This is a genomic window from Pseudomonas fitomaticsae (assembly GCF_021018765.1).
Lineage (GTDB): Bacteria > Pseudomonadota > Gammaproteobacteria > Pseudomonadales > Pseudomonadaceae > Aquipseudomonas > Aquipseudomonas fitomaticsae.
The window spans coordinates 1766232-1781329 of record NZ_CP075567.1 but is presented as its reverse complement, the minus strand read 5'-3'; the positions used below and the strand labels follow the sequence as shown (position 1 = coordinate 1781329).

At 60.3% G+C, this 15098-nt stretch carries 15 protein-coding genes; 5 read left to right on the top strand and 10 right to left on the bottom strand.

What is annotated here, in order from left to right:
- Positions 1 to 5: 5 nt before the first annotated feature.
- The gene (locus KJY40_RS08015) at positions 6 to 1076 is read right to left on the bottom strand and encodes an AI-2E family transporter (protein WP_007958012.1); all 1071 of its coding nucleotides are present in this window, start codon (positions 1074 to 1076) and stop codon (positions 6 to 8) included.
- 32 nt (positions 1077 to 1108) lie between these two features.
- Positions 1109 to 1348, bottom strand: coding sequence for a sulfurtransferase TusA family protein (locus tag KJY40_RS08010; RefSeq protein WP_230736012.1), 240 nt, complete (start codon positions 1346 to 1348; stop codon positions 1109 to 1111).
- Between the two features lie 97 nt (positions 1349 to 1445).
- Here KJY40_RS08010 and KJY40_RS08005 point away from each other — a divergent pair, with 97 nt between their 5' ends.
- Entirely contained in the window at positions 1446 to 2879 is a 1434-nt protein-coding gene (locus tag KJY40_RS08005) for a M48 family metalloprotease (protein ID WP_074691092.1), read from the top strand.
- Between the two features lie 76 nt (positions 2880 to 2955).
- Here the strand turns inward: KJY40_RS08005 and KJY40_RS08000 are convergent, their stop codons facing one another.
- From KJY40_RS08000 to rpoE, 4 genes are all read right to left on the bottom strand, one after another.
- The gene (locus KJY40_RS08000; RefSeq protein ID WP_085747221.1) at positions 2956 to 4404 is read right to left on the bottom strand and encodes a DegQ family serine endoprotease; all 1449 of its coding nucleotides are present in this window, start codon (positions 4402 to 4404) and stop codon (positions 2956 to 2958) included.
- A gap of 206 nt (positions 4405 to 4610) precedes the next feature.
- A complete protein-coding gene (locus KJY40_RS07995) occupies positions 4611 to 5573 on the bottom strand; it encodes a MucB/RseB C-terminal domain-containing protein (RefSeq protein ID WP_230736010.1) in 963 nt (320 codons plus the stop codon).
- Between the two features lie 8 nt (positions 5574 to 5581).
- The gene (locus KJY40_RS07990; protein ID WP_230736008.1) at positions 5582 to 6169 is read right to left on the bottom strand and encodes a sigma-E factor negative regulatory protein; all 588 of its coding nucleotides are present in this window, start codon (positions 6167 to 6169) and stop codon (positions 5582 to 5584) included.
- A gap of 31 nt (positions 6170 to 6200) precedes the next feature.
- Positions 6201 to 6782, bottom strand: coding sequence for an RNA polymerase sigma factor RpoE (gene rpoE / locus KJY40_RS07985; RefSeq protein WP_003172477.1), 582 nt, complete (start codon positions 6780 to 6782; stop codon positions 6201 to 6203).
- 558 nt (positions 6783 to 7340) lie between these two features.
- Between rpoE and nadB the strand changes: the two genes are divergently transcribed.
- Entirely contained in the window at positions 7341 to 8957 is a 1617-nt protein-coding gene (gene nadB, locus KJY40_RS07980; protein ID WP_007957994.1) for an L-aspartate oxidase, read from the top strand.
- On the opposite strand, the gene KJY40_RS07975 is transcribed toward nadB, so the two are convergent.
- Together KJY40_RS07975 and KJY40_RS07970 are read right to left on the bottom strand one after the other, a co-directional pair.
- Positions 8926 to 9378 (bottom strand): protein YgfX, encoded by a 453-nt coding sequence (locus KJY40_RS07975; protein ID WP_230736005.1) that lies wholly within the window; start codon positions 9376 to 9378, stop codon positions 8926 to 8928. The genes nadB and KJY40_RS07975 overlap by 32 nt on opposite strands.
- Positions 9362 to 9616, bottom strand: a complete 255-nt coding sequence (locus tag KJY40_RS07970) for an FAD assembly factor SdhE (protein WP_007957989.1) — start codon at positions 9614 to 9616, stop codon at positions 9362 to 9364. The genes KJY40_RS07975 and KJY40_RS07970 overlap by 17 nt, the downstream gene beginning before the upstream one ends.
- A 149-nt stretch (positions 9617 to 9765) precedes the next feature.
- On the opposite strand from KJY40_RS07970, the gene ygfZ reads away from it, so the two are divergent.
- Positions 9766 to 10707: a CAF17-like 4Fe-4S cluster assembly/insertion protein YgfZ gene (ygfZ, locus tag KJY40_RS07965; RefSeq protein ID WP_230736004.1), complete on the top strand. Its 942-nt coding sequence runs from the start codon at positions 9766 to 9768 to the stop codon at positions 10705 to 10707.
- A gap of 35 nt (positions 10708 to 10742) precedes the next feature.
- Positions 10743 to 11564, top strand: coding sequence for an HDOD domain-containing protein (locus KJY40_RS07960; protein WP_230736002.1), 822 nt, complete (start codon positions 10743 to 10745; stop codon positions 11562 to 11564).
- Here KJY40_RS07960 and KJY40_RS07955 read toward each other — a convergent pair whose 3' ends face one another.
- Together KJY40_RS07955 and KJY40_RS07950 are read right to left on the bottom strand one after the other, a co-directional pair.
- A complete protein-coding gene (locus KJY40_RS07955) occupies positions 11565 to 12950 on the bottom strand; it encodes a sensor histidine kinase (RefSeq protein ID WP_230736000.1) in 1386 nt (461 codons plus the stop codon).
- Positions 12943 to 13614, bottom strand: a complete 672-nt coding sequence (locus KJY40_RS07950) for a response regulator (protein WP_230735997.1) — start codon at positions 13612 to 13614, stop codon at positions 12943 to 12945. Before KJY40_RS07950 ends, KJY40_RS07955 begins: the two co-directional genes overlap by 8 nt.
- Positions 13615 to 14064: 450 nt before the next feature.
- Here KJY40_RS07950 and KJY40_RS07945 point away from each other — a divergent pair, with 450 nt between their 5' ends.
- Positions 14065 to 15042: a Bug family tripartite tricarboxylate transporter substrate binding protein gene (locus tag KJY40_RS07945; RefSeq protein WP_221535251.1), complete on the top strand. Its 978-nt coding sequence runs from the start codon at positions 14065 to 14067 to the stop codon at positions 15040 to 15042.
- Positions 15043 to 15098 lie beyond the last annotated feature (56 nt).

Below are 15098 nucleotides of genomic sequence, written 5' to 3'. Positions count from 1 at the left end.
CACTCTCAAAGCAGCGGCGCCACCACTGGCTCCTTGCGCGGCCACGCATCAAGCACAGCCTTGAACAGCGTCGCCAGCGGAATCGCGAAGAACACGCCCCAGAACCCCCACAACCCGCCGAACAACAGCACCGCGCAGATGATCGCCACCGGGTGCAGATTGACCGCTTCGGAAAACAGCAACGGCACCAGCACGTTGCCATCCAGGGTCTGAATGATTCCGTAGACCGCCATCAGATAGATGAACTGATCGCTCCAGCCCCACTGGAACAGCGCAATCAGCAGCACCGGCACGGTCACCACCACCGCCCCGACATACGGCACCACCACCGACACGCCGACCAGCAGGGCCAGCAGCGCCGCGTAGTTGAGACCCAGCGCGACGAAAGCGATGTAGGTCACGCCACCACAGATCACGATCTCGATGACCTTGCCGCGAATGTAGTTGGCGATCTGCCGGTTCATTTCTTCGGCGACCCGGGTGATCAGCGCCCGCTCACGCGGTAAATAGCCGCGCACCCACTCGCCGATCATCGCCCGATCCTTGAGGAAGAAGAACACCAGGATCGGCACCAGCACCAGATAGATCATGATGTTCACCAGCAGCGGCAGGCTCGACAACGAGAACGTCAGCGCCCACTGGCCGAACTTGCCGATCTCGCCTCGCGCGGCTTCGATGGCTTGCAGTACCTGCTCGTCGGAGACCAGATGCGGATAGCGCTCAGGCAGCAACAACAGCAGCGATTGCCACTTGGCGAGCATGCCCGGCAACTCGTTGAACAGGGTGATCAACTGATGCCAGAGCAGCGGCAGCACCACGACGATGAATACCATCAGCACGCCCATGAACAACGCAAACACCAGACCGACCGCCGCCCCGCCGGGCACGCGCAGGCGTTCGAGCGTGACCACCAGCCCCTGCATCAGGTACGCCAGCACCATCCCGGCCAGCACCGGCGCAAGCATTCCGCCAAGCGTCAGCACCGCGGTGAAGGCGAGAAACAGCAAAACCGCCAGCACCACCGCTTCCTCATCGGAGAAGTAGCGCTGAATCCAGTCGCGCAACACTTTGAACATCAATATTCCTTAGGTCATTTACGCGGTCGGTTTCAGGCTTTTTTCAGCCAGTAACGGTAGACACCCGCCTCGTCTTCTTCACGCAGCAGCGTATGACCGGCCAATTTGGCAAAGGTGCGAAAGTCGCGTTGCGAGCCGGCATCCGTGGCGATCACCTTGAGTACCGCGCCACTGGGCAGCTTGTTCAGCGCCATCTTGGCCTTGAGCAACGGCAACGGACAATTCAGGCCACTGGCGTCCAGTTCACAGTCATGGGCTACAGCGTCGGTCATGCGTCACTCCGGATCAGGTGGTCAGGCTGCCTAGAATATCTGGTCGCAAGCCCGGTGTCCGGCTACAGTAAGGTCTTTGTCGACTAAGGCTTTGTGCATGACTTTTTTGCGCCCTACCCTGCTGACGCTCGCTTGCCTGCTCGCCTCACCGGGCTTCGCCGACGACCTGCCGTCACTCGGTGACGCCAGCTCTGCCATCGTCTCGCCACAACAGGAATATCAATTGGGTCGCGCCTGGCTGGCGCTGCTGCGCAGCCAGGTTTCGCAGCTCAACGATCCACAGCTCAAGGACTACGTCGAGTCCAGCGTCTATAAGCTGGTGGAAACCAGCCAGGTCAATGACCGACGCCTGGAATTCATCCTGATCAACAGTCCGCAGCTCAACGCCTTCGCGGCACCGGGCGGGATTGTCGGGGTCAATGGCGGCCTGTTCCTCAACGCCCAGACCGAGGGCGAATATGCCTCGGTACTGGCCCACGAACTGGCTCACTTGTCCCAGCGTCACTTCGCTCGTGGCGTCGAAGCCTCGCAGCGCATGCAGGTGCCGATGATGGCGGCGCTGCTGGCCGGTATCGTGATCGCCGCTGCCGGCGCGGGCGATGCGGGCATTGCAGCGATTGCCGGTACCCAGGCGGCGGCGATCCAGGAACAACGGCGCTTCTCGCGCCAGAACGAGCAGGAAGCCGACCGCATCGGCATCCTCAACCTGGAAAAGGCCGGCTACGATCCACGCTCGATGCCGACCATGTTCGAACGCTTGATGCGCCAGTACCGTTTTGACGCCAAGCCACCGGAATTCCTGCTGACTCACCCGGTCACCGAATCGCGTATCGCCGACACCCGCAACCGCGCCGAACAGGCTAAACCCGGCGGCATCGAAGACAGCAAGCGCTACCAACTGATCCGCGCGCGGGTCCAGTTGACCTACGAAGAAACGCCCGGGCTTGGTGCCAAGCGCTTCCGCGCACAACTGGACGATAATCCGAACAATGATGTGGCCCGTTACGGACTGGCGATCGCCCAGATCAAGGGCGGTCAGCTGAACGAAGCACGAGAGAATCTCAAGCAACTGCTGGCCAAATCGCCGAACGAGATCATCTACAACCTGGCGCAGATCGATCTGGACATCACCAACAACAAGCTGGCCGATGCCCAGTCCCGGGTTGACCGGATGCTCAGTCAGTATCCTGGCAATTACCCGCTGAATCAGGTGCGCGTCGATCTACTGCTGAAACAGAACCGCACCGCCGATGCGGAGAAGGCACTGGAAGGCTTGTTGAAATCGCGTCCGGACGATCCGGACGTGTGGTATCAGGTTGCAGAGACTCGCGGACTGTCCGGCAACATCATCGGCCTGCATCAGGCCCGTGCCGAGTATTTCGCGCTGGTCGGCGATTACCGCCAGGCGATCCAGCAACTGGATTTTGCCAAGCGCAAGGCCGGCAGCAACTTCCCGCTGTCCTCACGCATCGATGCCCGCCAGCGCGAGCTGATGGAGCAGGAGCGCATGGTCAAGGACATGATGGGGTAAGCCCGCGCCGAGACAAATTTTGGGCACAAAAAAAACCGCCTCTTTCGAGGCGGTTTCTTTTACTTCAACAATCGGATCATTCAGCCAGTTTGAAGGTGATGAAGCTGGCACGGCCCTGACGCAGAACGCGCATCGATACCGATCGATTCTTCGGCAACGCCTTGGCGATCTCGGCAAACTCCTTGGAAGAACCAATGGCCTGGTTGTTCAGGTGCGTGATGATGTCGCCCGGTTGCAGACCGATCAGGGCCGCAGGACCGTCCTGCACTTCCTTGATCACCACACCGCCCTTCAGGTCGTAGGTTTTCTTCTGCTCGGCGCTCAGCTCGGCGACCGAAACACCCAAACGATTACTGTTGGTCTCGGCACCGGATTTCGGCAGGGCATCCAGTTCCTTGTCTTCGTCCGGAATGGCGCCGACAGTCAGCTCGACATTCTTGCGCTTGCCGTCGCGAATCACTTCGAGGTTGGCCTTGGCGCCGGCCTTCAACGCACCCACCAGATGTGGCAGGTCAGCGGACATGACGATCGGTTGACCGTTCATGCTCAGGATCACGTCACCCACTTGCAGGCCGCCCTTGGCCGCCGGGCCGTCATCCTGAATCTGTGCAACCAGCGCACCGGCCGGCTTGTCCAGACCGAACGACTCGGCCAGATCCTTGTTCACTTCCTGGATGACAACGCCCAACCAGCCACGGCTGACCTTGCCGCCGCTTTTCAGCTGATTGGAAACGTCCATGGCCACGTCGATCGGAATGGCGAACGACACACCCATGAAGCCACCGGAACGGGTATAGATCTGCGAGTTGATCCCGACCACTTCACCGTTCAGGTTGAACAGCGGGCCACCGGAGTTGCCCGGGTTGATCGGCACGTCGGTCTGGATGAACGGCACGTAGTTTTCGTTAGGCAGGCTGCGGCCGACGGCACTGACGATCCCTTGGGTCACGGTGTGGTCAAAGCCGAATGGCGAACCGATTGCGACCACCCACTGACCGGCTTTCAGATCCTGAGATTTGCCGAGTTTAAGCACTGGCAGATCCTTGCCTTCGATCTTCAGCAGCGCCACGTCGGAACGTGGGTCGGTGCCGATCAGCTTGGCCTTCATTTCACTGCGATCTGCCAGACGGACGAGAATTTCGTCGGCATCGGCGATCACGTGGTTGTTGGTCAGGATGTAGCCATCCGGCGAAATGATGAAGCCCGAGCCCAACGATTGCGCCTCACGCTGACGATCACCACGCGGAGAACGCTGTTGTGGCGGCATGCCGCGTTCGAAAAACTCGCGCAACATCGGCGGCAAGCCTTCCAGGTCAGGCATCTGCTGGTTCACTTTGCGATCCGGCAGCTTTTGCGTGGTACTGATGTTCACCACCGCAGGCGAGGCCTGTTCGACCAGTTGGGTGAAATCAGGCAGGTTGGCCGGGCTGGCCGCTTCAGCCGCCTGGACTGCAGGAACAGCCTGACCGAGCACCAGCACAGTGGCGAAAATGGAGAGATAAGACTTCAAGCTTGGTATCGACATACAGCTCCCGTTACGACGAGCAGGGTTAAGCGATATGGAGCAAGGAACACCGGAAACCACAGGCCGGCATTTTTGTTCCGGGAACAACAAACAAGGCCAGAGCCGAGAGGCTCTGACCTATAAAAAATTTTCGGGTGTTTTGCAAATGAAAATGCTCAGCAAACATTTCACGTCTCGACGACGAAGTGGAGATAGCTGGAATCAGCTCACTGCTTGCTGGTTGCAGCGCCATCATTGCGCATCGACAGGGCAATCCGTTCGGCGGTCCCGATCGGAATCTCGCCGACCACCGTGACCATCATTTCGCCCTGAGGCGTTGTCAGACGGCGGGATACGGCAACGGTCGGGCCCAGTTGAGTCCGGGTATCGGTGACGGTTGCGCCGTTCAGCGGCTCAAGAAATACGGAGAAACGGGCGAGACCATCGTCATACAACAGGCTGTTGACCTGTGTCTTCGTTTCCGGATCCTTGTGCGAGGAACTGCTGGTAAGTTCGAAACCAGGAGGCAGCCAGTCGGAACGCCAGACCTGTGCGGTCTTGACCGCAGAAGCCTTGTCGCTGTCGAGGGTGACTGTCTTGCAATCGGAGTTGGCTTGCAGGTCTTTATCGGATGGGACTTCAGAGGTATCCAGCCGCGTAAACTGGAATCTCTCAAGCAACTGCCCCTTGTCGTTCAACAGCAGCGACTTGAGCGGCAGGCCCGTTTCCTTGTCCAGATGCAGTTCAAAACCGTAGCGGTGCTGATCACGTGGCGTGAGCGCTACGATCACCGCTTCACGCCCAGCCACGCGCGACTTGCCAATGACGGCAAGCTCATACCAGTTCTTCAGCTTTTGGGGATCGAGAGGGCGAGCGGCAGAATTGGGAGAATCCCCCAGCCCCGCAATCAGGGTGCCGCTGACGCATTGAGTATGCCCATCAATGCGCACGACTTCCTGAGCCGAACCGTCGAGCTGAAGCAAACGCTCGCGGACCTGGCCATTCTGGACGCGATGCCAGATGTTATGGGTAGAGAAACTACCGTTACGCTCGTAAACGAATGTGCCGTGAAAGCTTTGCTGCTGCTCGGCCTGGCCCAGGCGGGTCAACCAGTCCTGAGCCTCGTCGGCGTGGGCTGGAACAATGAACCAGCCGCTGAGCAGAAGCGAAAGTAGAGGTATGGCGCGCATGATCCCCCTTAACGGTTTTCCAGGCTTGCTGCACGTGCGTATGGCAGCGCGCTCTCGGTGCCTTTCAAGGCAGCCTGTTGAGCGTGTTGACGCAGGTAACCTGGCAGACGCTGATCGTGCCAGCCTGGCTGACCTTGCAGTACGCCATTGGCCATTGGGCCAGTAGCTTCCGAACTCTCATTATAGCCTGCCAATACCGCCGGGCCTTTGACCTGAGGAGCGGCCAGCACTGGCTGATTGGATTGCTGAGCGAGTTCGACACCAGCGATTTCGTCCTGGTTGTACAGACGAACACCCGCCAGTACAGCAACGGTCACCGAAGCGGCTACGGCCAGACGACCGAGGCTGCGCCATGGGCCGCGGGACACTTTGGCAGGGGTCGCTTCGTCTTCCAGCGCAGCAGAAACTGCCGCAGCGAGATCCAGACGTGGAAGCAACAGATCCTTGTGCATGGCTGCCCGAGCGATCTGGTAACGAGCCCAGGTTTCACGGGTTTCAACATCGTCCAGTGCATTGAGCACTCGACGTAATTCCAGTTCGTCCGCTTCGTTATCCATCACTGCGGACAGCGATTCCTGCAGGGCTTCACGACTCATGGCGTTCCTCTCTTGGCTGTCGCCGCTGTCTTTAGTTTTCCTGCAACAACGGCTGCAGGGCTTTATCGATGGCCTCCCGGGCGCGGAAAATCCGGGAGCGCACGGTACCAACCGGACATTGCATGACGCTCGCGATGTCCTCGTAACTCAGACCATCGAATTCGCGCAAAGTTAACGCCGTGCGCAAATCCTCTGGCAGTTGCTGAATGGTTCGATGGACAGTGCCTTCGATCTCATCCCGCAGCAATGCACGCTCTGGAGACTCGAGATCTTTCAGGCCGTGATCGCCGTCATAGAACTCTGCATCCTCGGAACTTACATCGCTATCCGGCGGCCGACGGCCGCGTGAAACCAGATAGTTTTTCGCCGTGTTGATGGCGATACGGTACAGCCACGTATAAAACGCACTGTCGCCGCGGAAATTTCCAAGCGCTCGATACGCCTTGATAAAGGCTTCTTGTGCGACGTCCTGGGCTTCATGGGTGTCGTGCACAAAACGCACGATCAACCCGAGAATTTTGTGCTGATACTTCAGCACCAGCAGATCGAAAGCTCGCTTGTCGCCACGCTGAACGCGTTCGACCAGCTGCTGATCCTCTTCCTGGGTTAGCATGAACACTCCTCGATAAACTCGGAGGAGGCTTGCATGACCAAACGACCGGACTTGCAAACATAGACTCGGGCTTTTCGCAAAAGTTCTCCCCCTCCAAGCAAGTTTCCTGCGGGCTCTGATTTGGCACGCACGAAAAACGCAGCGCGGGATGAACCGGCTGCGCGAATAATCTTGTCATCGGCTCGCCGGCAAGAACCCAACCGCAGGTTCCGCATTGAAGCCGACACTGTCCCTTGTTTCGGGCAACTGTCTATTGATCTTGAGCCTCTGGCAAAAGTTCCAAATATTTATAGACGTGCCGCGCCGACATTGTGCAACCGTGAGCGGAAAAAGCGTGTTTCATCTGCGATACAGTCGCTTTTTCCCAAAACCGCTGAAAAAAACTTCCGACAAAGCGTCGGTATTTTTCCGTCACGGTAGTTTCACAATGCCATATCGGCCCGGCTATTGTGCCGCCCCACCCCTCTATATACTAGTGGGCTGTGTGGCTGTCTCGACTCGCCCATCCGCCTGTCCTGCGCCAACCCCGACCCGGGTCGCTTTGAGCGGAATCCTGAAATGAGCCAACAGTTTCAACACGATGTTCTGGTGATTGGCAGCGGCGCTGCCGGTTTGAGTCTCGCGCTGACCCTGCCCGGTCACTTGCGCATCGCCGTACTGAGCAAAGGCGACCTCGCCAACGGTTCGACCTATTGGGCCCAGGGTGGCGTCGCGGCCGTGCTGGACGACACCGACACCGTCGAATCCCATGTCGATGACACCCTCAATGCCGGCGGCGGCCTGTGCCATGAAGACGCGGTGCGTTTCACCGTTGAGCACAGCAAGGAAGCGATCCAGTGGCTGATCGACCAGGGCGTGCCGTTCACTCGCGATGAACAGTCCGGCACGGAAGACGGCGGCTTCGAATTCCACCTCACCCGCGAAGGCGGCCACAGCCATCGACGGATCATCCATGCAGCCGATGCCACCGGCGCTGCGATTTTCACGACATTGCTGGCCCAGGCCAAAGAGCGCCCGAACATCGAATTGCTCGAACAGCGGGTAGCGGTCGATCTGATCACCGAGCGTCGGCTGGGGCTGGAAGGCGAACGTTGCCTCGGCGCCTACGTGCTCAACCGCAAAACCGGGGAAGTCGATACTTTCGGTGCACGCTTCGTGATTCTGGCGTCCGGCGGCGCCGCCAAAGTCTATCTATATACAAGCAACCCCGACGGTGCCTGCGGTGATGGCATCGCCATGGCCTGGCGTTCAGGTTGCCGGGTGGCGAACCTGGAGTTCAACCAGTTTCACCCCACCTGCCTCTATCACCCGCAAGCCAAGAGCTTTCTGGTAACCGAAGCACTGCGCGGCGAAGGCGCTCATTTGAAGCTGCCGAACGGCGAACGCTTCATGCAGCGCTTCGACTCACGTGCAGAACTGGCGCCTCGGGACATCGTCGCCCGGGCCATCGACCATGAAATGAAGCGTCTGGGTGTCGACTGCGTCTACCTCGACATCAGCCACAAACCCGAAGCGTTCATCAAATCGCACTTCCCGACCGTCTATGAGCGCTGCCTCGGATTCGGCATCGACATCACCAAGCAACCAATTCCGGTCGTACCAGCGGCGCACTACACCTGCGGCGGCGTGATGGTCGATCAACAAGGCCGCACCGACGTGCCCGGTCTGTATGCCATCGGCGAAACCAGCTTCACCGGCCTGCACGGCGCCAACCGCATGGCCAGCAACTCGCTGCTCGAATGCTTCGTCTACGCCCGTTCGGCAGCGGCGGACATTCTCGAGCAACTGCCCGACGTCGCCATCCCGCGCGCCCTGCCCGCCTGGGACGCCAGCCAGGTGACCGACTCCGATGAAGACGTGATCATCGCCCACAACTGGGACGAATTGCGGCGATTCATGTGGGACTACGTGGGCATCGTGCGCACCAACAAGCGCCTGCAACGGGCACAGCATCGCGTGCGTCTGCTGCTGGATGAAATCGACGAGTTCTACAGCAACTATAAAGTCAGTCGTGACCTGATCGAGTTGCGCAACCTGGCACAGGTAGCGGAACTGATGATCCGCTCGGCCATGGAGCGCAAGGAAAGCCGAGGCCTGCATTACACCCTCGACTACCCGGACCTGCTGCCCGAGGCACTCGACACTATTCTGGTGCCGCCCACCTACGTCGGCTGAACTTGAGGCGTACCCGCAGGCGTCGGTGCAGATCCGCCGCCTGCGAGTCCCGCGTTACACAGATAGACCTGACCCGCCGCTCACCACGCAAGCGAAAGCGCAGCACCACGATCAGTGGCAGCGCCAGACTGTCCGGGCGCAATTGCACCGCTTGCCAGCCATCGGCCCGATTCCACAGTTGCCAGCCATCCGCGTCCCGGCGCAATCCGCAGAATGCCTTGGGATGACTCAGCAGGATCTGCCGTGGCAACACCCACGCAGCATGGCCGAGACACACGAGAGCCCCAAGCAGAGAAACCCAGAAAGGAATCGATAACAGAAACAGAGAACCCAGCGCGAATGCCTGCGCCAGAAGATACGCCGCCAGCAACTGCCGTGAGGCATGCCAGCGGCATTCGAACGTGTTACTTGGGCTGGACACGATCCAAAATCATGCGAACCATGCGTTGCAGCTCGGGATCTTCCGATTCGCTGCGCTCCATGAACCAGCCGAACATGTCCTGATCCTCGCACTCGAGCAGGCGGACATACAGCGCGCGATCCACCTCGTTCAGATTGGCGTAGACCTCTTTCACGAACGGCACCAGCAACACGTCGAGTTCCAGCATGCCGCGACGGCTGTGCCAAAAGAGGCGATTCAGTTCAACTTGTTCGACCATGGAGCCCTCCTCAAATAGGCCGCAAGTATACAGGCCCGAAGCGGGTCGAACAGTCGGCTTTGGTCGGGCACCACCGATCCTTTATCAACTACCCATTTCAACACCACCCCCTTATGATGTGCCCCAGTCTATTTACCCTGCGATGACCCATGGCCGATTCTGCTTTTTTCTGCACCCTCTCTCATGAAGGCGTTCTCGCGGTTCGCGGCGCGGATGCCGGCAAATTCCTGCAAGGCCAGCTGACCTGCAACATCAATTACCTGAGCGAAACCCAGGCCAGCCTTGGTGCCCGCTGCACGCAGAAAGGCCGGATGCAGTCGAGTTTCCGCATCGTGCTTGAAGGTGACGGCGTGCTGCTGGCCATGGCCGGCGAGTTGCTGGAGCCACAACTGGCGGATCTGAAAAAATACGCGGTGTTCTCCAAATCGAAACTGACCGACGAAAGCGCCTCCTGGGTGCGCTTCGGTCTGGATCATGGCGATGCTGCCCTGAGCAGCCTGGGTCTGGAACTGCCGGCAGACACCGATAGCGTGGCCCGCCACGAAGGGCTGATCGCGATTCGCGTCTCCCCGAACCGTGCCGAACTCTGGGTACCCGCCGATCAGGCCGACACTGTCAAAGGCAAACTGTCCGCGCAGTTGAGCGAAGCCGAACTCAATCAATGGCTGCTGGGCCAGATCCGCGCCGGGATCGGTCAGGTCATGCCAAGCACCCGCGAGCTGTTCATCCCGCAAATGCTCAACCTGCAGGCCGTCGGTGGCGTGAGCTTCAAGAAAGGCTGCTACACCGGTCAGGAAATCGTCGCGCGGATGCAGTACCTGGGCAAACTCAAGCGTCGCCTGTACCGCGTGCAACTGGACGCCAGTGAGTTACCGGAGCCGGGCACCCCGCTGTTTGCCCCCAGCCACGGCAGTTCCATCGGCGAAGTGGTGCTGGCCGCCCGTACCGAAAAGAATATTGAACTGCTGGCGGTGTTGCAGGCCGAAGCTGCCGACGCAGGCGATTTGCATCTGGGCGCGGCCGAAGGTCCGGCGCTGCACTTGCTCGACCTGCCTTACGAACTGGATCGCGACCGCGAAATCCAGCGTTGATCGCAGCATTTGTTGCAACACCCTAGAGAAACGACATGAGTGAACTGGCGGATAAGGTCCAACAGGATTTGGTTGAGGCCATCGATAACGATGACCTGGTTCTTCCAACGTTACCGGAAGTGGCCCTGCAGATTCGCAAGGCCGCCGAAGACCCGGATATCAGCGTCAGCGACCTGAGCAAAGTGATCGGCCGCGACACGGCGCTGTCGGCGCGCCTGATCAAAGTGGTCAACAGCCCGCTGCTGCGCCCCACTCAGGAAGTCACCGACCTGCACACCGCCATCACGCGATTGGGCGTCAATTACAGCAGCAACCTGGCGATCGGTCTGGTGATGGAGCAGATCTTCCACGCCCGCTCCGACGTGGTCGAACAGAAGATGCGCGAAGTCTGGCGCAAGAGTCTGGAAATTGCCGGGGTCAGCTACGCACTGTGCCGCCGCTATACCCAGCTAAAACCCGATCAAGCCGCGCTCGGTGGACTGGTTCATCAGATCGGCGTGTTGCCGATCCTGACCTATGCCGAAGACCACTACGAATTGCTGTCGGATCCGGTGAGTCTCAACCATGTGATCGACCACATTCATCCGTTGCTCGGCGACAAGCTGCTGCGGGTCTGGGAGTTCCCCGAGCGATTGGTCGAGCTGCCGGGGTTGTATCAGGACCTCAAGCGCGAATCGCAGCAGATCGATTACGTCGACATCGTGCAAGTGGCCAGCCTGTATTGCCACAAGGACACCGATCATCCGATGGCCCGCATCGATCCGTTCAGCGTGCCGGCATTCCGCAAACTCGGCATCGATCCGGAAAACAAGGCGCTGTGCGCCGATCTGGAAGAATCGCGGTCGATGTTCTACTGATCAACCGGCGACAAAACTCACCCGTACCTTCAAACCCGCCTGCTCGCCATCGTGCAGACTGATCTGCGCCAGATGCGCGCGGCAGATTTCCCCGACAATCGCCAGCCCCAGCCCGGAACCGGCGACCTGCTGGTTGCGCCGGTAAAAGCGTTCGAACACCCGATCCCGCTCTTCCAGCGGAATGCCCGGACCATCGTCCTCAACCTCCAGCACCGCCGGCGCCGTGACCCGCAGAATCACGTTGCCGCCCGGCGGCGTGTGCGCCAGCGCGTTGTCCACCAGATTGCTCAGCAACTCGTTGAGCAACGTCGGCTCGCCGCGCAGCCACACCGGCTCGTCCGCCTCCAGCGCCAGTGCGACACCCCGAGCGTGGGCCAGCGGCGCCATGGCCATGCCCAACTCCCGCGCCAACTGACTCAGATCGAGCAACTGCGCACCACCCTCGGCAATCGCCCGGGCGCCGTTTTCCACCCGGGCCAGCGACAGCAACTGATTGGCCAGATGGGTCAGGCGATCCGTACTTTGTGCCGAGGATTCCAAAGTGTCGCGCCAGGTCTGTGGCTCGTTTGAGCGCAAGCCCAGTTCAAGTCGCGCCTTGAGCGCCGCCAGTGGCGTGCGCAGTTCATGGGCCGCATCGGCGATGAATTGCGCCTGCCGCTCGAATTGCCCGCGCAGGCGTTCGGTAAAGTGATTGAGCGCCCGCACCAGCGGCCACAATTCGTGCTGCACTTCCACCAATGGCAACGGCCGCAGGTCATCGGGCTGACGTTCTTCCACTGCCGTGCGCAAACGTTCGATCGGCCGCAGCGCAGCACTCACCGCAAACCACACCAGCAACAACGCGCCAATCGCCAGCATCCCCAAACGCAGCAAGGTGTCGGCCGCCAGACTGCGGGCCATGCTGACGCGCGCTTCGTCGGTTTCGGCAACACGAATTTCCGCCATGCCGTTCATGTTCGGCTCGCTGACTGCTTTGAGCAGGCTCACCACACGCACGTTTTGCCCCTGATATTTCGCGTCGTAAAAGCGCGCGAGGGCGGGATAGCTGTCGGTTCTTGGCGTGCCTGGTGGCGGGCCCGGCAGGTTTTCGTAGCCGGAAATCAGCTTTTGATGGATGTCGTTGACCTGGTAATAGATGCGCCCGGCGCTGTCGTAGGCGAAGGTATCGAGCGCCACATACGGCACGTCGGCACTGAGACTGCCATCGCGCTGCGACAGACCAGCGGCAATGGTCCGCGCCGACGCCAGCAGCGTGCGGTCGTAGGCGGTGTCGGCGGCTTCGCGACCGTTCCAGTACGCGCTCAATCCGCTGGCGAGCATCAACACCACCAGCAGCAGCGCGAGGTTCCACAGCAACCGCCAGCGCAGGCTGCTGGGCTTATGCATCGCGGCTTTCCAGCAGATAGCCCAAGCCTCGGAAAGTCACGATGGCCACCGAATGGCCGTCGAGTTTCTTGCGCAGGCGATGCACGTAGATTTCGATGGCATCGGGGCTGGCCTCTTCGTCGAGACCGAACACCTGCGCAGCCAGTTGTTCCTTGCTCATCACCCGCCCCGGACGGGCAATCAGCGCTTCGAGCACTGCCTGTTCGCGGGAGGTCAGCGTCAGCAATTCATCGTCGAGGGTGAAGCGTCGGGTGTCGAGATCGTAGGCCAGCACACCACAGCGCTGCTGACGTTCTCCACCCAAAACACTGCGGCGCAGCAGGGCCTTGACCCGCGCTTCGAGTTCGGTGAGTTCGAAAGGCTTGGCCAGGTAATCGTCAGCACCGAGATTGAGCCCATGGACCCGATCCTTGACGTCGCTGCGAGCGGTCAGCATCAGCACCGGCAGGTTCTTGCCCCGGGCCCGCAGGCGCGCCAGCACTTCAAACCCGTCCATGCGCGGCAGGCCGACATCAAGGATCGCCACCGCGTACTCCTCGCTGCCCAGGGCCAGGTCGGCAGCCACGCCATCGTGCAAGACGTCCACGGTCAGACCGGTGCTCTTGAGCGCCTGGGCGACGCTTTCAGCCAGCGGCAAATGGTCTTCGACGAGCAGGACACGCATGGATCTCTACCTCATTCAGGGATGGCCGACGCCATTCTTTGCGGCGGAGTTTACAGCCGCAACCGCCACTGTGAAGCCCGAAAACACGCGAAAGAATACTGAAAGGTTAGCGAAAGGTTGGCCCGTTAGAGTCGCTTCACCGAGGGTCCCGACTGCCGACCTTCGCCGTTTTCCCTGTTCCTGCACCATAGCTTCAAAACGTAGCTCTCGAAAAACGCCTCGATGCGTTTTCGCCAATAAGAACAATAACGAGGTACTGCACCATGCTGTCCACACAGCTTCAGGTTGACCCGTTCCATTCTTCCTCTCGAATTTCCCTGTTTTCGCTTGTCAGCGCCATCGTCGGCTGCGCGGCGTTCAACCCGTCCGGGTCTGAGCCTGTTAGCCTGCGCGCGCGAAACTGCCGCACCTGAAACATCCCCAAAAACAACAACTCCCGTGGAGACACTCATGAACCGATCCCTGCGCCGTTTCGCCCTCGCCGCCGGTTGCGTACTGTTCGCCGGCCAACTGATGGCCGAACCTAAACGTCCGGAATGCATTGCCCCGGCCTCTCCCGGCGGCGGTTTCGACCTGACCTGCAAACTGGCGCAAAGTGCGCTGGTCAATGAAAAGCTGCTGACCAAACCGATGCGCGTGACCTACATGCCCGGCGGCGTCGGCGCGGTGGCGTACAACGCCGTTGTGGCGCAGCGGCCAGCCGATGCTGGCACGCTGGTGGCGTGGTCCAGCGGTTCGCTGTTGAACCTGGCGCAAGGCAAGTTCGGCCGGTTCGATGAAACCAACGTGCGCTGGCTGGCGGCGGTCGGCACCAGCTACGGCGCCATCGCGGTGAAAAGCGATTCGCCCTACAAGACCCTCGACGATCTCGTGCAGGCGCTGAAGAAAGATCCGAGCGCGGTGGTCATCGGTTCCGGCGGCACCGTCGGCAGCCAGGACTGGATGCAGACCGCACTGATCGCAAAAGCCGCCGGGATCAACCCGCGCGACCTGCGCTACGTCGCCCTCGAAGGGGGCGGCGAGATCGCTACCGCCCTGCTCGGCGGTCACATCCAGGTCGGCAGTACCGACATCTCCGACTCCATGCCGCACATCCAGAGTGGTGACATGCGCCTGCTGGCCGTGTTTGCCGAGAAACGCCTGGACGAGCCGGAAATGAAGGACATCCCGACCGCTCGCGAACAGGGCTACGACATCGTCTGGCCGGTGGTGCGCGGTTTCTACCTCGGGCCGAAAGTCAGCGATGAAGACTACGCCTGGTGGAAAGACTCCTTCGACAAACTGCTGGCCTCGGAAGACTTCGCCAAGCTGCGCGATCAGCGTGAACTCTTCCCGTTCGCCATGACCGGTCCCGAGCTGGACACCTACGTCAAGAAACAGGTGGCGGACTACAAGGTGCTGGCCAAAGAGTTCGGCCTGATTCAGTGATCGTCTCTGTCTAGCGTCCATGGCCCTCTCGCCGGGGCCATGGCAGGAGCTCCCTC